25 protein-coding genes are annotated in these 26,768 nt (G+C 39.9%); 4 read left to right on the forward strand and 21 right to left on the reverse strand.

What is annotated here, in order from left to right; translation table 11 throughout:
* The coding region (locus tag M3234_RS25600; RefSeq protein WP_262307389.1) for an IS3 family transposase at positions 1–488 on the forward strand (488 nt) is incomplete at its 5' end.
* Between the two features lie 494 nt (positions 489–982).
* On the opposite strand, the gene M3234_RS29780 is transcribed toward M3234_RS25600, so the two are convergent.
* The 8 genes from M3234_RS29780 to M3234_RS25635 all read right to left on the reverse strand — a co-directional run bounded on the left by M3234_RS29780 (position 983) and on the right by M3234_RS25635 (position 5,103).
* Complete coding sequence (locus M3234_RS29780) at positions 983–1,069, reverse strand: putative holin-like toxin (protein WP_396953995.1); 87 nt, start codon at positions 1,067–1,069, stop codon at positions 983–985.
* Between the two features lie 186 nt (positions 1,070–1,255).
* On the reverse strand, positions 1,256–1,516 hold the full coding sequence (locus M3234_RS25605; protein WP_262307390.1) for a hypothetical protein: 261 nt from the start codon (positions 1,514–1,516) through the stop codon (positions 1,256–1,258).
* Between the two features lie 197 nt (positions 1,517–1,713).
* Positions 1,714–2,709: an HNH endonuclease gene (locus M3234_RS25610; protein ID WP_262307391.1), complete on the reverse strand. Its 996-nt coding sequence runs from the start codon at positions 2,707–2,709 to the stop codon at positions 1,714–1,716.
* 32 nt (positions 2,710–2,741) lie between these two features.
* A complete protein-coding gene (locus M3234_RS25615; RefSeq protein ID WP_262307392.1) occupies positions 2,742–3,068 on the reverse strand; it encodes a nucleoside triphosphate pyrophosphohydrolase in 327 nt (108 codons plus the stop codon).
* Positions 3,069–3,442: 374 nt separating this feature from the next.
* Positions 3,443–3,796 (reverse strand): hypothetical protein, encoded by a 354-nt coding sequence (locus tag M3234_RS25620; protein ID WP_262307393.1) that lies wholly within the window; start codon positions 3,794–3,796, stop codon positions 3,443–3,445.
* Positions 3,797–3,823: 27 nt separating this feature from the next.
* A complete protein-coding gene (locus M3234_RS25625) occupies positions 3,824–4,357 on the reverse strand; it encodes a hypothetical protein (protein WP_262307394.1) in 534 nt (177 codons plus the stop codon).
* Between the two features lie 172 nt (positions 4,358–4,529).
* Entirely contained in the window at positions 4,530–4,709 is a 180-nt protein-coding gene (locus M3234_RS25630) for a hypothetical protein (RefSeq protein WP_262307395.1), read from the reverse strand.
* 136 nt (positions 4,710–4,845) lie between these two features.
* On the reverse strand, positions 4,846–5,103 hold the full coding sequence (locus tag M3234_RS25635; RefSeq protein WP_262307396.1) for a hypothetical protein: 258 nt from the start codon (positions 5,101–5,103) through the stop codon (positions 4,846–4,848).
* Positions 5,104–5,922: 819 nt separating this feature from the next.
* On the opposite strand from M3234_RS25635, the gene tcmP reads away from it, so the two are divergent.
* A complete protein-coding gene (gene tcmP, locus M3234_RS25640; protein WP_262307397.1) occupies positions 5,923–7,101 on the forward strand; it encodes a three-Cys-motif partner protein TcmP in 1,179 nt (392 codons plus the stop codon).
* 68 nt (positions 7,102–7,169) lie between these two features.
* Complete coding sequence (locus M3234_RS25645; RefSeq protein WP_262307398.1) at positions 7,170–7,892, forward strand: DUF5131 family protein; 723 nt, start codon at positions 7,170–7,172, stop codon at positions 7,890–7,892.
* A 222-nt stretch (positions 7,893–8,114) separates the two neighbouring features.
* On the opposite strand, the gene M3234_RS25650 is transcribed toward M3234_RS25645, so the two are convergent.
* The 5 genes from M3234_RS25650 to M3234_RS25670 form a co-directional block, all read right to left on the reverse strand.
* A complete protein-coding gene (locus tag M3234_RS25650; protein ID WP_262307399.1) occupies positions 8,115–10,058 on the reverse strand; it encodes a DUF2075 domain-containing protein in 1,944 nt (647 codons plus the stop codon).
* Between the two features lie 583 nt (positions 10,059–10,641).
* Positions 10,642–11,907, reverse strand: a complete 1,266-nt coding sequence (locus tag M3234_RS25655; RefSeq protein ID WP_262307400.1) for a TIGR02679 family protein — start codon at positions 11,905–11,907, stop codon at positions 10,642–10,644.
* Positions 11,904–16,004 carry a TIGR02680 family protein gene (locus tag M3234_RS25660; protein WP_262307401.1) on the reverse strand — a complete coding sequence of 1,367 codons (4,101 nt, stop codon included), beginning with the start codon at positions 16,002–16,004 and terminating at the stop codon, positions 11,904–11,906. Before M3234_RS25660 ends, M3234_RS25655 begins: the two co-directional genes overlap by 4 nt.
* A complete protein-coding gene (locus tag M3234_RS25665) occupies positions 16,001–17,173 on the reverse strand; it encodes a TIGR02678 family protein (RefSeq protein WP_262307402.1) in 1,173 nt (390 codons plus the stop codon). Before M3234_RS25665 ends, M3234_RS25660 begins: the two co-directional genes overlap by 4 nt.
* Complete coding sequence (locus tag M3234_RS25670) at positions 17,148–18,644, reverse strand: TIGR02677 family protein (RefSeq protein ID WP_262307463.1); 1,497 nt, start codon at positions 18,642–18,644, stop codon at positions 17,148–17,150. The genes M3234_RS25665 and M3234_RS25670 overlap by 26 nt, the downstream gene beginning before the upstream one ends.
* Positions 18,645–19,197: 553 nt before the next feature.
* On the opposite strand from M3234_RS25670, the gene M3234_RS25675 reads away from it, so the two are divergent.
* Positions 19,198–19,407: a hypothetical protein gene (locus M3234_RS25675; RefSeq protein WP_262307403.1), complete on the forward strand. Its 210-nt coding sequence runs from the start codon at positions 19,198–19,200 to the stop codon at positions 19,405–19,407.
* A gap of 210 nt (positions 19,408–19,617) precedes the next feature.
* Here M3234_RS25675 and M3234_RS25680 read toward each other — a convergent pair whose 3' ends face one another.
* The 8 genes from M3234_RS25680 to M3234_RS25715 form a co-directional block, all read right to left on the reverse strand.
* Positions 19,618–20,112, reverse strand: coding sequence for a 5-methylcytosine restriction system specificity protein McrC (locus M3234_RS25680; protein WP_262307404.1), 495 nt, complete (start codon positions 20,110–20,112; stop codon positions 19,618–19,620).
* A gap of 56 nt (positions 20,113–20,168) precedes the next feature.
* A complete protein-coding gene (locus M3234_RS25685) occupies positions 20,169–21,200 on the reverse strand; it encodes a DNA sulfur modification protein DndB (protein ID WP_262307405.1) in 1,032 nt (343 codons plus the stop codon).
* A gap of 7 nt (positions 21,201–21,207) precedes the next feature.
* Positions 21,208–22,293 (reverse strand): DNA sulfur modification protein DndB, encoded by a 1,086-nt coding sequence (locus M3234_RS25690; protein ID WP_262307406.1) that lies wholly within the window; start codon positions 22,291–22,293, stop codon positions 21,208–21,210.
* 453 nt (positions 22,294–22,746) lie between these two features.
* Positions 22,747–23,337: a thermonuclease family protein gene (locus M3234_RS25695; protein WP_285858750.1), complete on the reverse strand. Its 591-nt coding sequence runs from the start codon at positions 23,335–23,337 to the stop codon at positions 22,747–22,749.
* Positions 23,338–23,353: 16 nt separating this feature from the next.
* On the reverse strand, positions 23,354–23,782 hold the full coding sequence (locus M3234_RS25700; protein WP_262307407.1) for a hypothetical protein: 429 nt from the start codon (positions 23,780–23,782) through the stop codon (positions 23,354–23,356).
* A gap of 67 nt (positions 23,783–23,849) precedes the next feature.
* Positions 23,850–25,145: a replicative DNA helicase gene (gene dnaB, locus M3234_RS25705; protein WP_262307408.1), complete on the reverse strand. Its 1,296-nt coding sequence runs from the start codon at positions 25,143–25,145 to the stop codon at positions 23,850–23,852.
* A complete protein-coding gene (locus M3234_RS25710; protein ID WP_262307409.1) occupies positions 25,132–25,482 on the reverse strand; it encodes a replicative helicase loader/inhibitor in 351 nt (116 codons plus the stop codon). Before M3234_RS25710 ends, dnaB begins: the two co-directional genes overlap by 14 nt.
* Positions 25,475–26,257: a conserved phage C-terminal domain-containing protein gene (locus M3234_RS25715; protein WP_262307410.1), complete on the reverse strand. Its 783-nt coding sequence runs from the start codon at positions 26,255–26,257 to the stop codon at positions 25,475–25,477. The genes M3234_RS25710 and M3234_RS25715 overlap by 8 nt, the downstream gene beginning before the upstream one ends.
* Between the last annotated feature and the right edge of the window lie 511 nt (positions 26,258–26,768).

The following is a 26,768-nucleotide window of genomic DNA, read 5'->3' on the forward strand; positions in this document are numbered from 1 at the left end:
CAGAAAAGCCTAATGAAAAATGGCTGACAGATGTGACCGAAATGAAGTACGGGGCCTCACAGAAGGCTTATTTGAGTGCGATTTTAGATTTGTACGACGGATCAATTGTAAGCTATGTTTTGGGCACATCCAACAACAATCCACTGGTATTTAAAACCCTGGATTTAGCATTGGAAGCGAACCCAGAAGCCACACCACTTCTCCACAGTGACCGAGGATTTCAATACACTTCCCCTGCATTCAAGAGGAAAATTGAGAAAGGAGAAATGATCCAAAGTATGTCAAGGGTGGGAAGGTGCATCGATAATGGGCCAATGGAGGCATTTTGGGGAACGTTGAAATGTGAGAAATATTATCTAAACAAGTACAGTACCTTTGAAGAGTTGAAAAAAGACATAGAGGAATACATATATTTTTATAATCATCAACGATTCCAAAAAAGACTAAACGGCCTTAGCCCTGTAGAATACAGGGCTAAAGCCGCCTAGTGTGCTTTATTTATTTCCACTGTCTACTTGACAGGGGGCAGTTCATTCAGTATGGTAGACTCTTTTGTAAAATTTAAGCCTTTTATATATTCTAGCAGAATCATGAAAATGAGTTCTACAGAATTTGGTAAAACTGAGAAAGAGATTCTAACCAACGCAGTAAAAAACAAATCGCATACTTTTATGGAAAGTACGGCAAAAGTTTTAAAAAATATGCAAGGATGATTATTAACATGGAGATGTACCATCCATGACATAGTTTTTACCACTGAATGACAAAAAGTGTACCTGAGAATGACAAACTGTTTCCACTTTGAATTGAAACTTTTTTGTTGCTATCGCTATTAATAGGTTATAATATAATTAGTAATTTCATAAATTAAAAAAGACCGAACATGCAGTAACATGTCCGGTCCAGCAATAGACGGTACCCTCAAAGGGGATCGGCTATGGGACGAAATAATCCGCCAAGAGCCGGTTAACTCAAGGGCGGATTATTTTTTATGGTTATGAAATGACAGAATCGCAATAACTAGACTAGCAAAAGATATCGCGAGCATCAATGCTTGAAAAACTGTCATTCAGCATCACCCCCTTTCTGTTTGGGAGTGTGCCGACCACCCTTGAGAAATCCTATTCTATTGCCATTATATTATACCATTTACCTCATTCCAAGAACATACGTTCCGAAAATATGCATATAATTTTTTTCGCAAATTACGTCTAATCTCTTTTAAAAAAATCAAACGATTGCCGCAACAACTTAATCAATAATCTTTTTGCTTAATCCGGGGATCCATTAATATAGCATAAAGATAGGATGGGGCTCTAAGATGTTGAATGACTGTTGTCTTTTGCAAAGGTACGTATTCTAAAGCCTTTTCAAACTGACTTTTTGCCACAATCTGATTGGTTGTCGTTAGCTTGATTGAATTTCCACTTACATCGTATGAAAATGGCTTGCCCGTTTTTTGAGTAAAAGTTTCTCCTTCATTAAGCAAAATTCTTTCCCATAATTTATTTATCATTCTTCCTCACCTTTGATTTGAAAGTAGCGTTTAGTACATCCTTCAACTTCGTAATTTATAATCCGACAAGGGCTTTGTCATCATTGTCAAATCCCAATTTTGGCCACCGTCTTTATTAGGTGGTCTTTTTTATAGTTTTTTATGCTTATTGTGGCTGATTCTTCCCCTGAAAAAAAGTCCAAAAATAAGTTTGTTGATTACATAATCATTTTCTTTGGCTTCCAAATGTCTGTAAAGCCATTTTCGAATGAGTAATGGTAAAGATCTTTAAGTTTATTACTTGTATAAACCTGCATATCTTCTCTTCTTCTTAACTCTGGTAAAGTAATTAACAGTTCATTCCGCTCAATGACCGTATCCAAGAATATTTTGCTGGCTAATTTATCGCTTTTTGATAAATTGCAAACGATACATGCAATCACTAGATTCCAAAGTTGGTCAGATTGAACAAAACTCCAGGGAATAAAGTGATCGACATGAGCCGTATCCTTTTTGATTGCTTTTCCGCAATAAAAACATTTTCCATTATAAAAAGAAGAAAGCACTTGGTAAAACTGATCAAGGGATGATCTTTTAGATACATTTTCTACTTTTAACAGCAGATGAGTGGTGTCTCCTTGTTCATTAAATTTTTCTAAAAATAAGGCAAGGTGATAGTTGGTTAAATAATTTAATACCTTTTGATACCGCTGCATAAAAGAGTAAAAGGTGCTATTCAATCTTATCTGTTCATTTCGATTATCAAAATCGTAAATAGTGCAGCTGGTATCACCATATAGGGCACCCATGACATTGATCTTACACTTACGCTTCACCTTAGTAATAATTTCTACCTGTAATTCATACGAAAGCTTATCAAACACAAGGGTATTTGGGATTTGATACTTTGATTGAACATCAAGCAGAATGTTTTGAACCTCAGCTTTTTTATCTGTCATATTAATCTGGTTTAAGTTATGGTGAATAACCAGATTCCAATATATTTTTGCAAAACTTGCAAAAAGACTGGAGTAACTTAACTCCAACTTATCATTTACATTGTATAAGTTTTCTAAAAGCGATTTAATTAACACAAATTTATAGGTGGTGGAATTCTTCGATTTGGATGAAAAAATATAATTAAAATGTCCCCATATTTCTTTATCTGTTAAATAAGCTGCTCTCATTTCACCAACTTGTAATTTATGGCTCATTACTTATCACCTGCAACATTAATTCAATACTCTTATTTATTTTCAACCTCGATTAAAAATATCCTCTCTTTAAAGCCCCCTCGCTTTTCAAACTTTATTTGACGGACTTTTTCAACCTCATCAATAGACGCGCCATGTGATTTTGCCAAAGCATGGATGATTTCCAACAAGTCAGCAAGCTCTTCAACAGCATCTTTATCATTTTCTGCATTCATGTATTCATTGAGTTCTTCAAAGCTCTTTCTTTTCAGTTCACTTATGTATTCTTCCTTATCTAGAATTCTAGTTGAACATTCCATACCCTTACCTGCAATTATCTCTGGAATACGGTCACGGACTAGTTTATTATAGGTAGGCATAGGGTAACCTCCAATCGAAGATTTCTCAAACTTAGAAAACGTATATTTGTTATATAAAACACTTACTGCCCGTTCCAATTGGAATCTATTAGCTGTCTATAAGGATACTATTTTTCATTAAACGAGGATTTGAGATCATCTATCCCCTGAATCCAAAATCCTCTTAACTTTAAAGAACTTGCAAGTTCGTCAATCACCACAATCCCAATTTCATTGTAAATAACTAAACTATACCTTTCCAATATTAATAATACTTAAACTACTCAAATATACTCTATTTAATTAATAGCAAATAAGTTGACAAAAAAACACACAGAAAAAAATCCTGTGCTAATTTACTATGTGCCATCCGCTTGTGTTATGGTATTTATGGATTAATTCATACCAAATCTTTTCAAATAAAAAATCGCTGTTTTTTGAGCAATTTCATCGTATAATTGCACTCTTTTATTTGCTTCTTCAACAACATCCTTTAATCCCCATTGTTCACCGTAATGAGCTATAAAATCTTCAATGGTTAATAAATTTGGATAACTTCTCAAAGCGTCAAATAAATAGCTTAAAGCGTCTCTACTGTTTACTAAACTTCTACAAACACTTGGTAATTCATTATTATGAACCCTAGTCATATTTCTAAAGCGATTAGGAGGATATCCCTCTCTTTGGTTATTTTTTATTACTTCCTCAACGGCTTCTCTTAAGTTATTAACTTTTGGTAATTTTTCCACCTTTACTCTCTCCTATTGCTTTAATTTCTAAAACTCCCATATTAAGGGTTCCCCCTCACCAGATTGTCCCTTACTTTCTTCAATAATTTCAATCACTTCTACTGAACACTCGAATAATAATTTAAGAAGAGCTAGCCCTTTAACTTGGTTTTCGTTAACTTTATCATGTGTATCCTGCCTTTTACATTCAGCGAAAAGAATTTCTGAGCAATCCGGTTTGTAAACCATCAAGTCAGGTTCTTCAATTCTAATATTGGGATAAAATGCAGGGTAAAAGTTCCTTCCTTTCTCAAACCTCTCATCGCCAAAATATTTGCGAAATATTGCCTCTGCCTTTGGATATTTCCCAAGTCTGTTCCCGCCAAATAAATTATAATTATGATGAATCCACTCGTAACCCAATGATTCGAAATACCTTCCAGCTATATATTCTCCAAACCCTCTCGAATGAGGCAAACCCTTACAATAAGAATCTATGCAGTCTTCTCTATTTCCTTCAACCCATTGATTAAGTTCATTTTTATTAAAAGTTAAAATTCGTGTTGGAATAATTACCTTCATTTAGTTGCTGACTCCTTTTTTCTTTATCGTTTAACAATAAGAAATGAAACGAAAATTTTATAATCAATGTGATATGTCACTCATTAATAGTTAAATGAACTTTTTTCTTTAATTCTGTTTTTAAGGTTTTTACATAAAACTCCAGATAGGTTTTAATTGGGTGCTGTACTAGTTAATCTTTTTGATTAAAGGTAACCCCATTATCTTTCTTATACTGTAATAGTGCTTTAATGGAAACAATAAGATATTCATCCGCTTGGTTCTCATTAATCCATTTTAAAATCACTTTACGCCAATATTGTTTGACTCCATTAATATATATTTCACCTGTGATTGGGTGAGAAAGAAGCATTTCTTTTACCTTTTGTTTTCTCTCTTTCTCTATCCTAGCGTCAATACTCTCGAAAGCAGATTCAGATGGCTTTTGACCATAATTAGAGTTACTGTAAAGATATTGTTTTGAATAGCGCTGTTCCCACCGATTCGGGTCAATCCCTATAGGACGTAGCGGCTAATCTAGCTCCTTCTCGCATTTCCTTTTCAATTTCTTCGTCTTCAATTTCTCTTGCTTTTTGTCTAAGTTTTAACCATTCTTCATGTTCCGCTTGTAAACGAGCCTGTTTCTTTTCTTCCTCTTCTCTTAATCTCGCTTGTTCCTCTTCCTTTTGGCGCTGCTCTAGCTCAAAATGTTGTTTCTTTACAATTAATATCTTTAGGAGATCATTTCGTTTATCTTCCTCATTCACATTAGAATAGGCAATTGATTATGTGTAGTATCCAATGTTAATGCTTTCTCTAACGGTATATTAGAAGAACTCAGCCTATAAAATGTCAAATTACGGTTATTATGAGATGTTTCTATAAAGCGATAAATCAATTCGATTAAAAATATCGACATAACACTCCTGTCCCTATTGATTCAAACCTGCGCAATCATTATATGTTGATTTATTTACTTGCATTATACCATTACAAATAATATTAAATAGAGCCAAAAAAAGCACCATTCGTTTCATGAATTTTTCGAAAGGAATAAGGAGTACATTGTCGAAATCCCGTTAATAAGGAGGTGAATTTATGACAACAAAACTAATAACCGCTCTTAGAGCCCAAACTGAGATTGGAAGGCTATAAAAATACGTAACTTTTGTAGAGGATTATCAAGCAGATACCTTGGAAAAATGGATTATCAAGGAGTTCGCATAAACGAACAGTATTACAAAAGTTGTAAAGATAGCAAACGCAAAAGGAATAACTCTTGACCAATCTTATGCAAAATCAGTTTTAAAAGGAAAAGCAAGTGACGACCTTCATAGAATGTTGAGGTGTGGCTACTTTGCGCGAATGAAACCTAAAAGTGACACTTTAATGATTTTGTCCGTTCTAAGAAATGAGACTTTCTTTGCTTTTTTTAATTGGCTTTGAAAATATAACCCTTCAAGGTATAAGAGTTTATTTCCACTTATTTTTAATACTTTGAAAAGTATTGATTGAATATATTTAATTTTCATTTATAATTATTTATGGATAATTTTGGATAAAAAATTTGAAACGGGTGATTTTAGATGTCTAATGAGAATTTCTTTCATGAACTACAAACCCATAGTGAAGCAAAACTAAAAATATTAGACAGCTACGTTGTACCTTGGATGAGGAAAATAACAATGGGGCCATTCGGTAAAAAAGCATTAGTAATTGATGGTTTTGCCGGAACCGGAAAATATAGTAATTCAGATGGGTCCTCTATTAGACTAATTAAACATGCCATTGAATTTTGTCATCAAGCTGACAGAAATGATTGGAAAAGACCTCAATTACTTATACTTCTAATAGAAGGAAATGAGGAAAACTATCTGCACCTACTGGAAAATATTCATGAAATTACATCATTAGACTTAAAAGGACAAGAAAATTACCTTCCTATACCAGATTATCCTTCAATACAGATAGCGTGTAGATATGGAAAATTTGAGGAGATATTAAAAGAAAGATTAGATAGAATAGAAAAAGGCTACACGTTGATACCAAGCTTTTGTTTTATTGATCCATTCGGATTTAAAGACACTCCATTTGATTTAATAAGGGCATATTTATCTAACCAAAAATCTGAAATTTTCTTAAACTTCATTTATGAAGAAACAAATAGATTTCTGACAGTGAAAAATGAGAAAGTTAAAGTACACATGCAAAGGCACTTTGGGGTCGATGAAATTGATTCTATTCAAGAGTTGGTGAAAGGAAAGCCTGCTCTTGAAAGAAAGCAGCTTATTGTAGACTTATACTCAAGACAATTGCTTGAAAATACTGATATTAAACATGTTCTATCTTTTGAAATTAAAAAAGATGGTCGTACAAAATTAATTCTTTTCTATGGCACAAAGAGCATAGAAGGTCTTAGGGTAATGAAAAATGCTATGTGGAAAGTCGATGATACAGGATTATATATGTTCGATGATAGAAAAGAGCCTGATCAAATTGAATTCCAATTTACAAAACAATTAAACGATGAAGTGCTAATGGATAACTTATGTCATATATTATCAAATTCCCTTTCTGGAAGAATTCTTAGTATAGAAGAAGTTGAAGTATTCGTATTAACTCAAACCATTTATCCACTTGAGAATTTCTGTAAAAAGGCTCTTAAGATAATTGAAAATAAAAATGGTTTTCACCAAGTAAAAAACTTGAGAAAAAAAAGAATTAAAGGTACTTTCCCTTCTGGGACAGTAATGCATTTCAAATAGAACATTTGTTCCCGCATTACTTCTATTGCATTATTTATCTGTTATAATATAGAAAAGGAGGGATAAATATGGTAGGAAGTTCTTCTATAGAATGGACCGAAGCGACATGGAACCCTGTAACAGGCTGTAACAAGGTTTCAGATGGTTGCAAACATTGTTATGCTGAAAGAATGGCTAAACGTCTTCATGCCATGGGTAATCGTAGATACAAAAATGGCTTTAATGTTACTCTTCATCATGACCTAATCGACGCTCCAAAAAAATGGATTAAGCCAAGAAAAATTTTTGTAAATTCGATGTCGGATTTGTTTCATGAACAAGTACCTTCAGAATTTATCGGACAAGTTTTCAAAACCATGAATGAAACTCCACAACACTCCTATCAAGTTCTAACTAAGCGTCCCGAAAGAATTTTAGAACTTTCTTGTGAGTTAAATTTCACCCCGAACATTTGGGTTGGAACCAGTGTTGAAAATGATAAAGCGAAGGGTAGAATTGATCAATTAAAAATGGTCCCTGCACATATAAGGTTCCTTTCCTGTGAGCCATTACTAGGTCCTTTAAATGAACTTAATTTAAAGGGAATCCATTGGGTAATTGTTGGTGGTGAATCGGGTCCTGGAGCAAGGTCAATGGAAGCTGATTGGGTAAGAACAATTAGAGATCAATGTAGTGAACAAAACGTTGCCTTTTTCTTTAAACAATGGGGTGGAGTTCAAAAACACCGATACGGAAGAGAATTAGACGATAAAACTTATGATGAATATCCAGTAAATACCCTTGCTAATTAGTTAAATTAGTTAAGGGTTTTTTTAATCAATTTATTTATTCTTTTCTCTTTAATTTGCTGATTAAAAAACCAGCTACTTTTTACATAGCTGAATGGCAACAACAATTCTGAAAACAAAAAAAGAGCCAACTATTCTTAGAATAATTGACAATTTTATTAATGATAATTGTGAGGAAATTCTGTGAAACAATTCTTTAGAGCGGTGACCAGACACGAGAGTAAGTTAGTATTCCTCCCCATCCTCAGCAACATATGACCATGAATAATATTTAGTGCTTTTTTCTGCGACTTCGCTTGCATTATTAAACCGTTCCTTAAGATATGCAGCAAGTGAAGGGTCTGTACAATACACAAAACACCCTTTTTGCCCTCGTGTCATTAATGTCCTATATGTATTCCGAATAATCTCATCGGCCAGATTAGCGGCTCTAATTGGATCTTCTTTTAGCATTTTTTTAATTCCTTTAAGGGAATTATCTGTCTTGGCACGTTTGGAGTGGTCAGTAATTACTCTACCATTCTGGTATCGTAGATCATCGCCAATAATAACCCCTACATAATCAAATTCCAATCCCTGGCAAGTATGGATACATCCACATTCATTAATCGAGTTTTCATCAATCGCCCAGGTATCCGAATTACCTAAGTTCCAACTCATCTTAAAATCAAATTTGGGTAATACAATGTCATAATAATTAGGATTACTCTTACCTTGCGTATCCCAGTTCCAGCAATATCCTGCGACTAAACGAGATTTATTGTTAATTTTGTTTAGTTGTGTAATTGTTTCTCGAAGATCATTTGGATTATCATAGACCCTAAAATCATATTGTCCTCCAATATCATTTACGTTCGCTGTTTCACGTATTTGAAGGACATCATCAATCCAAGCTAAATAGCCATCAGAACCATTACATCGAAACTGTGACTCTAATTCCATGATGCTCATATTGCCCCCAAATTCCCCCGCATATTTTTGTATATTAGCAATACTTCCCGCATCTTTTAAGGTTACCCGCTGACGTTCATCAATAAAAAAGATGGAGAATTTTGAGGCATTAATAATCTCTTTTGTTTGATTTTCACCCAAGTGTGAAAACATACCGGACTTCTCATTTAGGCGATGGGCTTCATCCACGATCAGGGCATCGAATTCATCCTTTGGAGCATCAACATAACTCCCAGATCCTTTAAACAGATTATCGATATGACCCTTTCTAAAATCCTGTTTTAGCTTCGTTGCATAAATATTCCTTGGTGCAGCATTCTTCGTGACATATTGACACACCATACTTTGACTTGTTAATTCAACCAATAAATTTATCGCCAAAACGGATTTGCCGGTGCCAGGACCACCTTTTACAACTAATACCTGCTTGGTATTTGTCCGTATCGCTTCTCTCGCAAGATACACGGCTTGTTCAAAGATCACTTTTTGATCATCAATCATAATAAACTCTTGATTGCCTTTAAGCATAGCACTTAAAGAATCCTGCAATGATTTTGAAGGTCTAATCCGCCCTTTTTCAATCTTATATAAATTTTCCTTATTGTCACCATATTGAATATACTTCTTGATAAAATTGCGTAGTTGAGTCGCCTGTCCTTTTACAAAAACAGGGGCTTGCTTTATGTAGTATTGATAAACCGGATCTGTAAGTGTATCCTTCTTACCTTGGTCGACATAGTTATGTAAATATGCACAAGGATATAGGTTTATTTCATCATTCTGTGCATTTTCATTATAATCCTTAATTAATGCGGCATAGGACCATGCTTGATATGAAGGATGTGTTGTTTCAACTAATCCGCGGTTTATTACGGTCTTTACAATAGCTTCCTTGCCTCTAATCACTTCCACTGATTGCCATTGTTTTAGTTCAACAATCACAACAGAATTCTTGTTTCCTTGCCTCCCTGAAATTAAAAAGTCCACCCGTTTAGATGTATATGGTATCTTAAATTCGATAGCAACACCTGCATCCTTTGGGATCTCGTTATCCATTAATACACGATGCATATATTGCATTGAATTATTCCATGCACGAACTTCTCTCTCGTTTATTCTTCCTATCTTCGAGTTATAGTTCTTTGAAATATTATTTACTAGTTCATCATGAAGGACATCTTCTAGAAATTCTGCTTTAGTTGCTTCATAAACAATCATAAGAATATCATTCCCTAATTATTTTCTTAACATTATTATTTAGCTTTTTTTAGTAATTAGCAAGAATATTTCCGAAATTATGTCTATGAGATGCTCTTATACTACTATTTTGAGAAACCATACAATTGTGCTAGTCCTCGGGAGTTATTCCTTTGCCAGCAGTAGTAGACTTGGGCTAAATCGTGCCGGCATAAACTTTGGATTTTCCAATGATTTTCCTACATAAATTGTTTCAGGCTCTTATGTTCCATGGTTTATTTGCTCTGACTCAACATCAATGGACAGCACCCTCAGCTTACATGGGAATGGCTCACCTTTTATAAAGTTTTTTACGGATCGATCGCCTAGGGGAGTATCCTCCTGATTCTCATCAGCCACACCCAGGCTTCTTATCACTGGATTCCCATTTAAATTGAAAACCAGTGCCAACAAGGTTTTCCTAATTTATAATAAAAAATCTTCCATTTCGGAAGACTTTTTTGTTTATCCGTATAAATGTATTATCCTTTTTAAACCAAAATCAGCTTTTTTCGTATCTTTTTTAGTAAATCGATCTTTCAGATTTCTTGATTCCTCCAACATGCTAACTTTCTAAATCTTGAATTAGAAGATGAAGAATGCCTTCTTGGTAACCAAATTTTTCATTTTGCAGCACTGCTGTAGCAAGCTCCCCTAAGATGGAGTTTTGCAATGATAGAAGTTTCCCTTGTCGGTCTTCCATCCCTACAATAGGTGTGGATATCTGATAGTCGTCTACTGTCATCCTCCACACATGCCCGTGTTCTCCGTATCGTTCTTTAAATCTTAAGGCCATACCAATGCCTTCCGGGTCAAAATCTCCACTGTAGTAAAGGTGGTGGCCGGATTCTGCAAGTAGGTCCATTAATTTCAACCCTGCCAATTTAAATTGCCCATGGGTGCAAATTAACGGCGCTTTGGGCACTGCATCCACAAGAGCCGAAAAGACACCCGAATTTTCCACAACAAAAACTTCCTTTTCCCCAGTGTAAGTTCTAACCTCATTCATCTTCAACAGTTCTCGAAGCGGAATATTTAAAACCGAACCAAATTTAGCCGCAGCCTGCCATACCGGATGCAAATTCCCATCCGAATACGCAACAAGATTGGCGGTCGTGACAAAATTGGCGATGTCATCCCTCAGCAGCTGATAGGAAAGCAACAGATCATTTATCGCTTCTGTTTGTGAAGGAGGAGACCCTTCACCACCACTCATGACATGTAATAAATGAATCCAGAGTTTCCCCCTTACCGTAACTAAATCCAATGAATGCGGATTCCCGCTCACACGCTGGCTGAATACCGGATACCGTTCCACTTTGTCAGGCAAAGACGTATAGGCATCGCATAAAAGCCGAACATCCTCCTCAAATCCCGGTTCGAGGATCAACCGCCAAATCCATAGTGTGTCAGGTGTTTTCTTTTCCAAATACCGAAACCAGATCGAAATGGCTTGATAATTCATCTTCAAAAGTTCCAGGATGTTTTTTTGCGAGGAAGCCAGTTCTTCCTTCTCTTCACGCTTGGACCGGATCGGTTCCCCGTAATAACCTTCGAGCAATTCAAACAATGATAAATCGGAAAAACGTGTTTTCGAAAGGCGTAATTCAAACTCAGTAAGGGATACAGTCCCTTTTCTGGCAAGATGATGGGGCGAGACTCCCATGAACAGGGCAATTTCCTCGAGCTCACCATGTGAAAAATTAGACAGTTTAACATTTCCCGCTATTCGGCCAAGTGATTCATATTTTGCACGGAAAAGCCGAAAAAGGGCTCTGAATCCCTCTTTCGACTGTAAGTAATTAATTGCTTCATTTAAATGTTCACTCAAACTGTCACGCCCCCTTCCGGTACTTCGACATTAAGAGCCTGTCCATCCCATTTGTAGCGAATCACGGTTACGTAATTGGCATTCTTCGGTCTTACCAGCTCACAGACCGACAAGGACTTTACAGTTTCATAGTCCCCCCAGAGCACCTGGGAGTTCATAATATAATTAAAATCCAGCTGTTCCACAATCTCGAACATTTCTTTTATATTATTCTCATCGACACCTGCAAAGGCTTCATCAAGTGAAATAATAAATGGCGCATGAGGTGCCGCTTCCTTATATCTAGAATAGCACGCGGTAAACAGCGGAATATACATAGCCATCGCCTTTTCCCCACCACTGAATTTGAAGAAATTATGGTTTGTCAATTCACGCCTTGGTTCATTCGGCCTTTCAAAATAAAGGACGAAAGAAAACCATTTCCGGTAATCCAATACCATTTTTAAAACCTGAAGCAAGGTTTGGCCTTCACCTTTTTCTTCCAACCAAGTTTTTGCTGCTTTGATTTTGGAACGGAAATGATTAGTGATTCGTTCAAGGTCATGGTCACTCAACAGCTTGGCGTCCCTTTTTAGCAAATCGATTAATTCCTTCGTATCGAGTTCCTGTTCGGCATCCGCGGTCCTCGGCCGCCATTTAATTGAAAACTTTAATCCCGATGATGTGTCACGGCTCTCCATCAATTCCTTCATCTGTTCGGTCCACTGTTCAGCCCTTCTAATTCTGCCGCGAAGCTTTTGGCCGACTGAGTTTAAGAGAATCTCCTCGTAAAGCTTTTTATCCATTTCGTCGAGCCTGTTCTCTTGTAGAGACCATTCTCGCACGACACTCTCATACAAATCGGCCGGGGGAATTTTCACGCCGCGCTGATCAAACTCAACGATATTCCGGGTGTTTTTTACCTTCCATTGTTCCAATACCGGTTTCCATTCTTCCTTGGTAACTTCACCCATCCACTGAGGGATGTCCGGCACGGAAGAATACATCCTCATCTTGTGCTCAATCAAATCAAACTGAAGGGTATGGAACTGTGTGGTCAAATGCCCCTCAAGCGTCGCTCTCTCTTTCTGTGATTTGTCTTTTAAAAATTCCTTCACAAACCTGTAGTCGAATGCATCCTGCTGCCCGCCATAGGCTCCGCGATTCCATTCCTTTCTAAGCGCCTCGTCCCACGCTCCCTCGATTTGACTCCAGAAGCTAAGCGATTCCTTTTGCTCGACTAATTTTTCGGCACGGTTGCGGCTTTTCTCCTTAAAGCCGGGCAATATTTCATTTACTTTCTTCAAGGAGACTTTCACACTATCAAGCTCTTGGGTCACCTTTTGGACTTCGCGCCGGATTTCCTCAGCCCCAACCAACTTAATCTGGTCCTCAATATGATCAATATTTTTTTCAATCTTTTCTTGCTGTTCCATTTTCACGTTCAATTCCCCGCTGTACTCCTCAATCTCGCCCCAGAGATCCTGAAGCAGATCCTTTTGGGTCGCAAAATCTGCAATGGTGCGGATGAATTTATCATGCTTTCGATGAAGTTCATTAAGTTCATTCTCATACTTACGGCCTTGCGTCATTGCATTCGAGTAAGCCTCCACCGTTTGTGGAAGTGAGATACCCTCGGTTAGATGAAATAAAGCCGCTTTAATCTGCTGCAGATTGCGGTCCAATTCCTTGATTTTCTCGGTAATAGCCGCGATCCTTTCAAGGAAAAATTTGACCTTATCCCCCGCTTTGTTCATTTCATTAAAAGAAAATCTTACGTCCGTACTCATCGGGAATGCCGACCATGCTTGCCTCGAATAGCTCAGTTGTTCCCCCAATCGGTGATCGTCCATTTGCAGGTTCGAGAGTTCAACCCTTAACTCGTCCATCTTCTCTACCAGCTTCTGGAGTAACTCCTCCCGGTACCGTTTCCTCGCCTCTCTCCCAATAAATCGGACCTCCTCAAGCGGAATCGCATGGCCCCGGAGACTCCCAAGCTGGTATGAGCCGTCTTCCTTAAGATATACAGGCGCCTCCCCATCCATTTCAATACTTTGCAGGATATCCTGCACGAGTTTGAGCGGGATTTTTGTCTGGGCAGCATCCGGACGCAAATAATCTGCCAAAGTGTAGGAAAGAAGCTTTGGGTCAGGAGCTAAAATACGGTCATGTTTGAGTTCTGTTTCCCCATTGACAATCAATGCATCCAGCATACCCGTTTCCGAAAGAGCACTTTCAATCCGCTTTTGCACGTCTGGTGATACATCTGGTAGGAACTCGACAACTTCATACAAAGGGGCATAGGGAATTGATTGCTCATCGAGAAGCTTCCTTGCCTCAATCGTAGCGGAATCCCGCTCAGGCTCGGGCTCCTTCTGGTCTTTCTTCGACTCCCATTCCTCTTTGAGTTTGTTCAGTTCTTCCTTGACAGTTTCTTCTTGGGATTTAATGTTTGATTGTTTAACCCTGATCCCATCCTCATACCGATGGACATACACTGCAAACAGGTCCTTTACCTGTTCGTACTCCACCTCGGAGAACAAATCATCGATGAGTCTCGCCATTTCCTGTAGTGTATTCGGCTGGATTTCGTAATGAGAATAGGTTTCCGACCACACATGGATGTCATGGATTAGTTTCAGCTTGTCCTCTTCCATCGTGTCCCGCCACTTCTGTTCCTCGTCCTGAGCCAAATCCCGCTCTTTTTCTGAATTACCAAGCTCTAAATTCTTCTCCTGAATCTTCTCTATTACTGCATCTCTTTTATGGATTTCTTTCAAGGCCGAATCAAGATTCATTAAATGTTGATGAATTTCCTTTTTCCAAAGGCCGAAAGAAAAATCACTCTCGAGATTCCGAAAGAAGTCTCCCACATTCTGATCGTGCTGGCTAAAGGCACTTTCTTCTGCTTCAAACGACAATTCCTCTGCAGACTCCCTCAGCGTACTCTTCTGTTCAGTAATCGATTGATCCAGTTCATCAATCCTATGTCTTGTTTCACGCTCTTTTTTCAAGAGACCGTCAATGCGCTTTTGACGGCTGTCGATTTCAGCTTGCAGTCCAGAAAGAGCAGCCTTCTTCTCGTTCAATTCCTTTTCCAATCCAAAAACTTTGTGACTTGAAAGCCTGTCCTTCTTTTCGGCAAGGGTGTCCTCACTGATGGCCAATTCACGCTGCTGTCCAGTCAAAAGTTCTATTTCCTCTGACAGATTACGGATTTCGTCCTCCAGGCTTAAAACCTCCTGTTCATCCTTTGTCCTTCGTTCCTTTGCCTGCATCCATTCGGCGAATATATCAGCGAGTATCCGAAAATTATATTGTTCATAGGCATCCTTCAGTTTTGCAAGTGCCTTGACTTCCCGCTCCAGCTGCTCCATTTGCTGCTTTGTCTGATCCATTTGTTCAATCGAATCCGACAAGTAGCGGAGGTCTTCATCAGTAAGCGGCGGCAAGGCCTCCTCAAGGATTTCATAAATAACAGTCGGCTTAAAGTCTTTCGAAAGTTTCGGGCTACGCAGCTGAATAAGAAGCTTAATCAAGTCATCATAGGCTTCAAGCGTTTCAAATCCAAATATATGCTTATTTACAAGGGCCATATACTCTTTATTCGAGCTTACCACTTCACCCCCGGCCCCGATTACCGTTTCAAGTTCTGTCTGGGAAAGTGGGAATTTTTCTTTTTTTCCGTCTCGGTTAACCCATTTAAAAAGCTGTAAATCATTGCCGATTCTCCGGTTATCGGTAATCGTGAATCCCCATGACTTCAATGCCTGATTCCGCTTTGCCTGCATACCTATCCCTGTTGTCAAATACTGTTGGGTACCTTCTTTTTTATATTCGATATACAAATAACCTGTTCGTTCATCACGGTTGGAAATTTCTTTTTCTCCTAAAAGATAATCGGCCATTCTCCTCGATTTCGACCCAAAAGGATCAAGCCGGTCAGGTGATTTTTTCCCGTCTAATAGTACTGGCAGGATACTTTGCATCGTTACAGACTTTCCCGAACCATTCGTTCCACGGAGAAGCAGCTTTCCGTCTTCGAAATCAAACACTTCGTCATCGTAATACCAAAAATTCAACAAACCCGCTCGGTTCAATTTCCATTTTTCCGTCATTTGATTCGCCCCTCCCTGCTTACTTCATAATCTGCCGGGTAAAATGCAGTAAGCCTTGCTGCTCCCGGAAGAATGGTCAGCATTCTTGTTTGTTCATCCCATTCTGCCATACTCCACTCTTCCCATACCTTGATAATTTGGCTAGCCGTTTCCTCGGGCGTTTCATCCCGATGCTTTTTGCTCCATCCGTGTCCGTACCTTTCCTTTGTTTTCCTAACCAGTATGTCAAAGGAAGCACGTGGGATTCGGAATGTACCGAACTCTGATATGTCGAGTGCTTCTCTATTTTCCCGAATCACAGACATCGTATGAAGCGCAGCATCCGTGATGCCTCTTGTATCAGGGAACAGGGTGTACCGCTTCTTCGGATCAGGAAGTGTTAGCATCGCAGCATTTTTAAACACCTCAAGCCGGAACGGGGTATGCTGTTCAAAGTCATCCCTGAGTCGGTTCCGGTAATTCCTAATATAGGCAAAATCCTGATCTTCTTCATTTTTTCGGTACACAAATGGGGACATCATCAATTTCCGATACACCCGTTTTCGCCTTTGATCGTCCGGCTGCCTGTTCCATTCTTGTATAAGGAGCTCGTCCATGGAGTCAAATTGGTACAAATCATCCGGGTACGACCTCATGAAATATCGGGAGTAGATGGTCACTTCGTATAGGACTTCTTCTTCGTCATTAACCTGGAACTGCTCCAAGTTTCCATCAATGGTCTTAATCAGGCGCAGATCCAGTACCTCTTTTAAAGCCCTGACAAGTGAACGCCTGTGCTGGTAATTTTTCCAATCAAGCGGAATCTCACCAGGGTACATCTCCTGGATTCTTTCAGCCAGATCAGAAAGCAAAAATTGCTCATCAATGCCTTTTTGTTCCGCAAAGGCCAGAGCACAGCAAAAGATTGCATAATCCAACGGGCTCTCGAACGATTGAATCCCCATCCAGCTTTGCGGCTCCACTGGTATTTTCTCAAGCTTGGCAAAATGCTGATGGATAATCAGTTCCATCCCGAACTTTTCCTGCAAATATCGTTTTAACAACTGTTCCCTGTTCCGAATCAGAAGATAGGCCTCAGGTTCCTCTTCGCGCAAAATCCAAAACTGTTCAAACAGTCTCCCAAGCGCTTCAACGGCTTTCTCATCAAACTCCAGTTCCCGTTCGCTCATGCTCCTCCCCCTTTCCTAAATAGCGGAATGTCACGGCAGGCATCGACAATTCTCCGTCCTCAGCCTTCAAAGTAATTCTTCGTTCAGGATCAAGCAGCACTTGAACCTGATCACCATACTCGGTCCTAATCGTTTGGTCAGCGCGGGCCATCGCTTTGCCAATCCAGGATAAAAATACTTTCCGAACAAACGAATTAACCATCGGCAAGTCTTCTAATACAATGTCCCTTCCAGTCCGGTAGCGATTAATCAATTCCTGTTCCCTCAGCCGTTGTTCCAGGTGTTCCTGTCTTGTCTGATTTTTCAATTGGGTATGATCCTCAAGGGCAGATGCCTTTGTCTTTTCCCGGTATTCACGGATTTTCGGGACCCGCTCATGACTCATCGGATCCTCATCCCAAACATCGATGTAAATGTCATCTGTCGGAATGTGGTCCGAATATATATGCTTTGTATGGCTCACACCGAACACAACCGATGACAGTTTATGGGCTTCTTCAGGGGATGGTAGCTTTAGGAACCAATTGGCGAGATGAAGATAATCCGTCTTCCTGCTCCGATGGAGCTGGCTTCTTTCTCCAAGCCGTTGGACAAGCCGGGTGATCCTTCTAATCGCATCATTCGTTTGCTGCTGCACATTTTCGTACTGGCTCTCCCCATTCTTATCACCAAGGAACCACGCCTTCACATTAAACCATGTTTCTTCAAGCTCAATAATAAGGTCCACATCTTGATTTAATTTTTCAAACCGGAACACTTTCTCCTGATGTTCGGCCACTTTTTTAAAAAACAACCTCATTTCATCACGACTCAATGAAATCATGATGTCCTGAATGCCTGAAGCCGTCCGCTGAAGGGCGATAATAAACTCGCGCAAATAAAGTGTGAATTGGTCCTTATATAATAAGAAAGCTTCTGACTTCATTTGTTCGGACGCATCTTCACTCCTTAAATACGCGAAGTAATCTGACGTGTTTTGAGTAATTTTCTTAAAATATGTCAGCAGGTCATCCCAATACTGGGCACACTCTTCCGGTGATTCATCTGCTGAACCCTTCATTTTCTCCAGCGTCTGATAAAGGCGCTCAAACTGTGTTTTTTCGAGGGATCCTCCAAACGTCTCGCTATCCTGCTCAAACTGGATCAGCATTCGTTCAAATTCCACGGTATAAGGGGTGATTTGGTAGCGGAAACGGCGCTTCTTGAACTCCTCCACCGTTTTTACTTTCCCGCTCTCCTGCTGGGCGCGAAGATTCCCCCACTTCACCAATGAGGTTAAATCATTATGTAGTTCGTCCAACTCATAATCCGAAAAAAATGGATACTCTTTTAAATAGGCGTACACTTCCTCAGGAAACAGGAACTCCCGCAACCGTTCATGCTGTTGATAAAAAAAACGAAGAATTGCGCGGTATTTATCGCTTTTTTCTGTCGACAAATACGTCGCTTCAACCACGCGCTTAAAGGGCATTTCCACTAGTCACACACTCCCATGTTGTATTCCTTATTTCCATTCTAGAACCAATGCTCTACCAATTGCCAGTAAAAATTTTGGAAGAATAGTAAATTTGACATAGCAATCAAGGACTTTCTGAATTCATTCGCGTTCAACTTAATTCCGGAGGTAACTGACAGGGTTTCACAAAGGTCACTCTTGCATTCACCAAGAGCATTAATTTTTGGGAATGAATCATATTATCATAGGGCAAGAAAAGACCCCCGACATTTTCGGCCGGAGGTTCACTTCTGATAACTTGAATTTATAGGTTTGCATTACAATTAGGTTAAATCAACTTATTCTCTTAAATTAAACCTTTTCTCTTTAACTCTTCAATCATTTTTAATTCTTCAGCGGTTGGAATTGGAGACTGTACTTCTTGAACTGGAAAGTCAGATTGATTTAACCCCCAATCATTTAGTAAGATTAACAACTCGTCAGAAATCCGAATATCTCTTTCTCGAATTTCATTTAGCCCCCAATCATTATGCTGGTTAGTAAGTTCGAGTTATTAGGTGGTGAATTTATGACAACAAAACTCATTACTATTCCAATGACACAAGCAGAAATAAGAAGGCTGCAGGAGTACATAACTTTGGTAGAGGAATATCAAGCAGATACCTTGGAAAAATGGATTATCAAGGAGTATGCTTACACTAATAGCATTACAGAAGTTGTTAAGTGGGCTGTGCCAAAGGAATGGCCCTTGACCAAACTTATGCAAAATCCGTTTTAAAAGGTAAAGCAAATGATGAACTTCATAAAATGTTGAGGTCTGGCTATTCGTACGACTGAGACCTAAAAAAGAGAGGCTTTTCTGAATTTATATGATTTGGTAACAAAGAGATTGTTCTTTGCTTTTATATAACCTAAAAAGACCACTTTCTAATGTGGTCTTAATTTTTTTCTATTCTATTGAAGCTACCCTAAAGGTAATTCCAAGGCCTTACCTTATCAACGAAAATAGTCTATCTGATATATAATTCCAATCAGCATTCAAATCAAGCGTTCTGATATAAATCATTTTGCCACCGATAGGGAACTTTGCATCAATCTCTTTGTTAATTGTCGGATATAAAAGCATTCCATTGGTTTCACCAGTAAAATCACTATTTGTAATGTATGCATGAATTTGATACAGATGGCCAGTCCGTATCCTTTCAACTTCTGTCCAATTACTCGAAACCAGTGTCTTGGCATAGTATTTTGTATCAATTATTAATTGTGTTTTTTCAATTTTATTTTCAACTACAATATCCGTCCTCATTTCAGGAAGTAAATATAAATTTTGCTCGTCCACATCCTCACCCAAATTCCACTTTATTTTTGGTGAGTGAACCAGATAAACCTCCTTATCCAAATGAGTACGATAAAAATTCATCACAAACTTTTCGTAAAGCGTAGACATTTGACGATCTCTAATAAAATCAGCAAATTCCATTTCTTTTCCTGCCTCATTAGAAATCAAACCTTTATATAATTATCTACTTTCACATTTCACTCACCTCCTTGATTTTCTAGCCACGCCACTATCTTTTCGAACGAGGCCTTATCATTGGCCAAATAATAGTAGCCATTTCTAGTGGTACCTTTAAACTCTTTCCAGACTGGGTTCATTCTATTAAAATCTACCTTTCCTAACGACCGCATCCGGTTGACGGTTTCACGCTTTCGTTCTTCTAAACTCGTTTTTTCCAAGCCTTTATTGGCATAGTAAGCGAGACTGATGAGCAATGGTTGACTGGCGATTATCGACTCATTGAAATCCCCTATTTTCTCAGGTGGATATAACCTGAATAGTTCTGAAAACCATGTGTTTACCAGTTTGATATAATCCTCGGAAGACAAATAGGTTTCATACCGGTCATTCACGTTTCGATATACCATTCTCCCAGAAATCGCAATCGCAACAATTTGACGCAGCTGAGAAAGGGAAAGAAGCTTTTTATTGGTCGGCCTTACCACGGCTCGTTTCTCGATTTCCACTCCGGCTGTTTTTAGCTGCCGGTTTGTTTTCAGAATGGTATTGGTGATGATGTTTAGCTCTTTCCGAGAATCGAAGGCAATCCGTTTCGAAAGTGCTACCTTTTTACCCTTAGTGTTCAGGTCGATATAGAGCTGGTCCGCTTCATCCTTGGTCAAGCCTTCAAAGATTTGCAGTGTCACCTCGGTGTTTTGGATAAAATGAAGCAGCTTGTAGCCTTTTTTCATTTCCTCCTCGTCCTCGCTTTTGGCGGCGCGAAACCCCAGTTCTTCCAATTGGCAAAACGCCTTCAGCCTTTGGTTGCCGTCAATCATTGTGAGCTCAGAAGGCTTGTTATTTTCCAAAACTGCTGTCGTTGCCACAAGTGGAGGAATATAAATCTGCTCCGTTAAAACGTTTTCAAGAATGTATTTTTTAAGCGCTCGCACATGCAGTTTGTTCACCTCACGCAATTTCAGTTGTCCCTTTTTCATGAGTGAGGAAAGCTCTTGAATACTGTAGGTTGTGACCGATTGTCGTTTGGAAAATACGTAATTTACAATCACGTTTACCCTATCCTTTCTTATTTAATATCGCTAAGAATTTCACGGCGGTCCGTTGAATCGCTGTTGAAGATGAATGGTGCGATATTTTTCTGGTCACAGGATCATAGAGATGGGAAAATATCGGGTCATCATGTTTCCATGAACAATGTTTTTTTAACAGACTAAGCTGCTTAATGGCTTCTAGATGGGAGATCGATTGATTCTTTGTTAGGTTATATACAACGAGGGCTAACGCCACTTGAATCCCGGAAAGGCCCGTGACAAACTTTGTGCGGTTTCCCATCTGCTTCGGGAATATCGCATGCCAGGAGTCAAAAAAGGCGTACGAAATCGTCATGACTTCCTCTTCGTTGTAGTGGTCCAAATTGGCATTGCCTTTTTTGACACTGATGTTTCCTTCAAATAAGGCAAGCAGGCATTTTCTCATGATGGTAAGCGAGGTGATGGCCGTGTTTTGGTTGGTCAGCCTGGATAGTTCGTGTTCAATTTCAAGGTGACGCTGCAGCTTTTTGGCTACGTTTCTCGTTAATTCCGTATAGATATCACGGTGATCGTATTGCATGATCATGCCGGTATGGGCTTCTTTCCGCTCGTTATTAATGTCTGTGAACAATTGCTTCTCTTCCTGCTGTGAGAGGTCTAAATAGACCTGCATGGTCACCGGATAATCTCTTAATTTATCAATATACCCTTGCAGTTTCTGTGCCTCTTGGTCATTGCCGGTTTCTTCAGCTGTTTCCTTTTGTGATTTTAAATGACTCAGTGCCGACGCCATCGCGGATGAGCGGTGCTGCCCGTCCAGTATGTACAGCTTGCTGCCCGGCTCCAGGGCCCAGCCGTGATCGGATTGTTTAACCGCTCCCCTTGCTGAGAATATAAATGGGGAAAAATAAAAATCCTTGTCCTTTAATGAAGCTAGGATAAACTGCCTGATTTCAGCGCGCCGGCCAGGATCCAATTTCCGCTGCACTTCTTCATCCACCTCAAACAATGCTTCCAACGTGGCAAAACGGATTTGTGTGGCCAGTATCTTTTTTCCAAATTGGTTATGGCCTTTTCCCTCAATAATCGTTTTAAAGTCATATTTCGACAATATTCATCACCCTCCCGAACTTATTATATGGATTTCTATATGTATAAGTAAATCGATTTTTCTGAATACTCTTCACTAAAACTCCGCCCATCCGCTTGTTCGCATTCCTATTTTCAGCAGAACCTTGACGGATTCCTAAAATTATTGTAATATTAATGACTTTTTAATAGGTTTCTATGTTTATGCGGACTATAGACCACAAATCACACGTTTTTAAGGATAAAGATGCAGGGAAATCCTATTTCAACATTATTTTTAAATTATTAACGGTTTCGACACTTTTTGGTCAACATTTGTCCATTTATAATCCAAAGCCTTGAAATGTCGGTGTATTCCCTTTTTGAAATATAAAAAACTTGGTTAAAAAGCTTAACCAAGTTCCTGAAAAATTCCACTTTAAAAGTCCTTTTGGCATTACCAAACTACATGCTGTAGATGTCCTTCCCCGAGATCCTATTCAAACCCATCAAACCCCCAGTTTGTCACCAACCCACTCCGACTCCATATGTTTATTTGGCTCCGTCTTGCCAAATTCTCATCGTCTTTGTATAGCTTCAGATATTTATAGGGAGGATTCATGATATATCCCACACGTGCAAGACCTTCTTGTAACAGCATCTCCTGAACCGATTTCCCGTCGACATAGACATAGGCCAGCAACCGCCCGTAAGCATCTCTCGTATTTCCCTGCTCCACTTCCAATGTGAGTAAGCCGCTCTGGACCAGCTCGTTATTCCGTTCAAACGCTTGCTTGGCATAGGGCTGGACACACGTGCCCGGCTTTTTCGATTCCGGTGTGCCGACTAACAAATAGCGCACAGTTTCGATTTTTCCCATTACGATTACTTTGATGGTATCGCCATCGATCGTTTCCACGAAGCTGACGGGGACTTGGCCTTCTGGCATAAAAACCACTTCTGAATGACTGTCCCTTTTCTTCTGCTGTTGGTTGACACCCGAATCAGTCTGTTCCGCATCTGGAAGATTTACCATGAACAGGGCAGCTGCGGTCAGGAGGGCCGTGCCGGCTAATTGTTTTCGCATCACCTTTCCATCTTGATCACGAGATTCCTTGCTCTTCCTTACAAAAGGAATTATAAAGACTGCGTATTTTCGGATTCGCAATCGATGCTGAAACATATGGAATCAGCGAGCGATCCTCTACTTCGCTTAACTGGGAAACCATAACCCGCTTTCCGCCATTTAGAAGCACGAATTTCCCCCAGTCCTTTATGGCGACCTCTCTTGTTTCGCGATTGTATCGAATCAACTCGTACTCCAAGCTGAAACGGTCCAGTAATGCTTGGGCTCTCTCAATCGAAACACCCAGTTCAAGAGCAGCTAGTATTTTTGAAATACGATAGATTCCGATACTAGTAGTTTGACTATTTGTTAGCATGTAAAGATAGAAAGTCCTCTCTTCTACACTCATCTTTTTAAAAATTGGATGATCCCAAATTTCCACATTGATTCCTCTACCATTTCCCATCTTTCACACTTCCCTTTTCATTATTTTTTAATAAACTTCCGGCAGCCTCTGAGGCTCCTGCTTGTGCCTAGAGATTAACGAACGCCCCATATTGCTTGTTAAAGCCAAGCTCAATCGTCCCGGTTGGTCCATTGCGGTGTTTTGCAAGGATGATTTCCATCTTGTTTTTCTTCGACGAATCGCTATTATAATAATCGTCGCGGTACAGAAACGCGATCAGGTCCGCATCCTGTTCAATTTGCCCGCTTTCGCGGAGATCTGAAAGGATTGGGTGTTTGTCATGTCTGGTTTCGACACCACGACTTAGCTGCGAAAGGGCGATAACGGTGACGTTCAGTTCCCTCGCCATTGTCTTGAGTGCCCGGCTGATTTCACTGATTTCTGCCTGGCGGTTACTGTATGTTTTTCGATCACCCTCGAGGAGCTGCAAATAGTCAATCACCACGAGCATCCGCCTACTCTCTCCATATTCCCTGCGCGCTTTGCGGACCTTCGACCTGATATACGCAACATCCATTCCAGCCCGGTCAAAGATATGGAGCTGCAGGTGTGATAGCTGGCCGATTCCATTGGCAAATTGTTCCCAATCCTCGTCACCAAACGACTTTTGGGGATTCCGCATTTTGAGGCTGTCGATTTGCCCAGTACTCCCGGTCATTCGCTTGACAAGCTGTTTCTTCGACATTTCCAATGAAAAAATCAGGCTCACGTCCTCTTCCGCCGCTTGAAGTGCCAAACTTAGCGCGAATGCCGTCTTCCCCATACTTGGCCGCGCCCCGATAATCACCAAATCGGAGGCTAGAAACCCTCCTGTCAGCCTGTCCAAATCATGAAAGCCGGAGGGGATTCCCACAAAATCGCCCTGATCCTGCTCGCACTCAACAAATAACTCGACCAATGATGAGGTGATCTCACCCGTGTCATCGTCAGTCTGATCTTCTTTAATCGTCATAAGCTCATGGATTCCGTCACTTAAGGTTTTCGCAATATCCTCACTGGTTGCCTGGTCGATTATTTTTTGTCCGGTTGCAATCGTTTTTCGTTTTTTATCGTACTCCTTGACTATTTTTTCATAGGAGTGAAAATGGGCTATACTTGGCACACTGCCTGCTAATTGGGAGATGTAGCTCATCCCGCCAGCGTTCTGGATTTGCTCTACCCCTATTTCATGAAGTAACGTAACCAAATCAACAGGCATTCCGTTTTCAACCAGGCTCCGAATGCCGGCATAGAGAAGTCTTAGATGCGGAATGTATAGCTGTTCCGGGAGAACATTACACTCTTTTACTAATTCACCGTCGAGGAAAAAGGACCCGACAAATGCTTCCTCCGCTTCCTGATTATAAGGTTCAAATGGTCCCATCCTGCTGCTCCCTTTCTATGCCTAATACTTTTCTTATATTGGCCAGTTCCTTTTGCACTACTTCGCTAGTTGCCGGCACATAATGACGGGTGGTGATGACCCTTGTTTCATCGGGGTCCGGTACAACCCCTGGTACACTGGGCTTTATGTAAAGCTCGGATACCTTAGGTGGAAATGGCGATTGCCGTACGTGTTTTAACAGATTCTCCTCCATGTCAACAAACGTAAGGTCCTTCACCGCATCATACCAAAGGTTCACTTTCTCTTGATCGAAACTAAACTGGTCATAGAACACCGAAATCATTTTCAATAATGCGAACGTTTCACGCTTATTCATCTAAATCAAAATCCTCCTCGGTTAGCTCTTTTTTCCATGACTTTTGGTTGCGGTAGGCCTCGAATTTCGAACCAAATAACGTTTCCGGCCGGAGGTATTTGCACATGACCGGGTCCTCCAGCCATTCCGCCGTTTTTAAATCGATCACCGCTTTGAAATCTTCCAGTGTAAACCCTTCTCTTGTCCTTGCCCGAATCAGTTCCTTTGTTTTCGGACTGCTTGGTTTGTAGGCTGCATTTGTCTTTTTATTCAGGTAGTGAATAACTTCGGCAACCGGTGTTTTCTCAGGTGCTGGTGCTGGTGCTGCTTGCTGTGGCATCGACTCGTCTTCGTTGTCATCCAACCACTCGTATAAGTCGACCTGAGTGTGGTTTGGTGGTTCTGTTCCTGTTGCGGTGGTCTCATGATCGGCTTGTTGTAGTTCCTCTGATGGGGTCATTGGCTTATCTTCTGTCAGTTCCTCCAACTGTTGGTAATCGATGGTATACCACTTGGTCTTATCCATCTTCGACCGATTCCAGTTCCCGGATAGCAGCAATCCTTGTTTCTCCAGCGAGTGAATCGTCCGTTTAATGGTACTTTCAGACCAGAATGGAAGCTGTTCCTGCCAATCCTTATACGTGTTGTAAATCCACTTCCGCCCTTGAATGACATGCCTGCTCGCATGGACCCAATAATGAATTTGCTGCAGAATCACAGCTTCGTGCAAGCCGATTTTTACTGCCAGTGATGGGATGATCATCACCGGGTTTTCGTTGATTAATAATTTACTCACCCTAATACCCTCCTCTTTTTCAATCGCCGATGGACTGGTTCGTGCTGGTTGAAGGGCTGACCCTTCCATCGGCTCATCGGCTTCACCTTCTATTTATCGATTTGGGCACAAAAAGGACAGGGGGGTTAAAATTTTTTTAGATGTGGGCCGGTTTCGTTACTCGGTGGGGTTTTATTGCTGAAAATGATCGTTTATTTGCGGAAAAGCTGCTTTTATTTGCGAAAATGACAGTTTTATTTGCGCAGTTGCGGTTTTTATTTGCGGTTTCGTATTTGAGGGGTAACTTTATATTTTTTTCTGTTGTATTCTTTGAAGTAATCTATGTGTTACTCTCTGGTATTGCTTGGTTCGGGATTGTTTCATCCATGAAGCAGACTGGATAGGTATACGGCTCATCTTGAAACGCACATGGCTCAACTTGCATTCTACATTCGTTCCATTTGGGTCGTGAGCAGTTCAAGATGGTGTAGGGAATCTTCCACTCTACACTCGCCCATAAAAAAAGTGCCAG

Origin of the sequence: Neobacillus niacini (assembly GCF_023715785.1) — a bacterium.
Lineage (GTDB): Bacteria > Bacillota > Bacilli > Bacillales > Cytobacillaceae > Neobacillus > Neobacillus niacini_E.

Coding starts and splice junctions, on each gene's coding strand:
- M3234_RS25630 (WP_262307395.1), bottom strand. CDS start 4,709: ATGCTTCTTTCTCACCCAATCACAGGTGAAATATATATTAATGGAGTC.
- M3234_RS25615 (WP_262307392.1), bottom strand. CDS start 3,068: ATGCCTACCTATAATAAACTAGTCCGTGACCGTATTCCAGAGATAATT.
- M3234_RS25605 (WP_262307390.1), bottom strand. CDS start 1,516: ATGATAAATAAATTATGGGAAAGAATTTTGCTTAATGAAGGAGAAACT.
- tcmP (WP_262307397.1), top strand. CDS start 5,923: ATGTCTAATGAGAATTTCTTTCATGAACTACAAACCCATAGTGAAGCA.
- M3234_RS25710 (WP_262307409.1), bottom strand. CDS start 25,482: ATGAATAAGCGTGAAACGTTCGCATTATTGAAAATGATTTCGGTGTTC.
- M3234_RS29780 (WP_396953995.1), bottom strand. CDS start 1,069: ATGACAGTTTTTCAAGCATTGATGCTCGCGATATCTTTTGCTAGTCTA.
- M3234_RS25625 (WP_262307394.1), bottom strand. CDS start 4,357: ATGAAGGTAATTATTCCAACACGAATTTTAACTTTTAATAAAAATGAA.
- dnaB (WP_262307408.1), bottom strand. CDS start 25,145: ATGGGACCATTTGAACCTTATAATCAGGAAGCGGAGGAAGCATTTGTC.
- M3234_RS25700 (WP_262307407.1), bottom strand. CDS start 23,782: ATGGGAAATGGTAGAGGAATCAATGTGGAAATTTGGGATCATCCAATT.
- M3234_RS25665 (WP_262307402.1), bottom strand. CDS start 17,173: ATGAGCGAACGGGAACTGGAGTTTGATGAGAAAGCCGTTGAAGCGCTT.
- M3234_RS25650 (WP_262307399.1), bottom strand. CDS start 10,058: ATGATTGTTTATGAAGCAACTAAAGCAGAATTTCTAGAAGATGTCCTT.
- M3234_RS25695 (WP_285858750.1), bottom strand. CDS start 23,337: ATGCGAAAACAATTAGCCGGCACGGCCCTCCTGACCGCAGCTGCCCTG.
- M3234_RS25645 (WP_262307398.1), top strand. CDS start 7,170: ATGGTAGGAAGTTCTTCTATAGAATGGACCGAAGCGACATGGAACCCT.
- M3234_RS25680 (WP_262307404.1), bottom strand. CDS start 20,112: ATGGAATTTGCTGATTTTATTAGAGATCGTCAAATGTCTACGCTTTAC.
- M3234_RS25660 (WP_262307401.1), bottom strand. CDS start 16,004: ATGACGGAAAAATGGAAATTGAACCGAGCGGGTTTGTTGAATTTTTGG.
- M3234_RS25675 (WP_262307403.1), top strand. CDS start 19,198: ATGACAACAAAACTCATTACTATTCCAATGACACAAGCAGAAATAAGA.
- M3234_RS25670 (WP_262307463.1), bottom strand. CDS start 18,644: ATGCCCTTTAAGCGCGTGGTTGAAGCGACGTATTTGTCGACAGAAAAA.
- M3234_RS25610 (WP_262307391.1), bottom strand. CDS start 2,709: ATGAGCCATAAATTACAAGTTGGTGAAATGAGAGCAGCTTATTTAACA.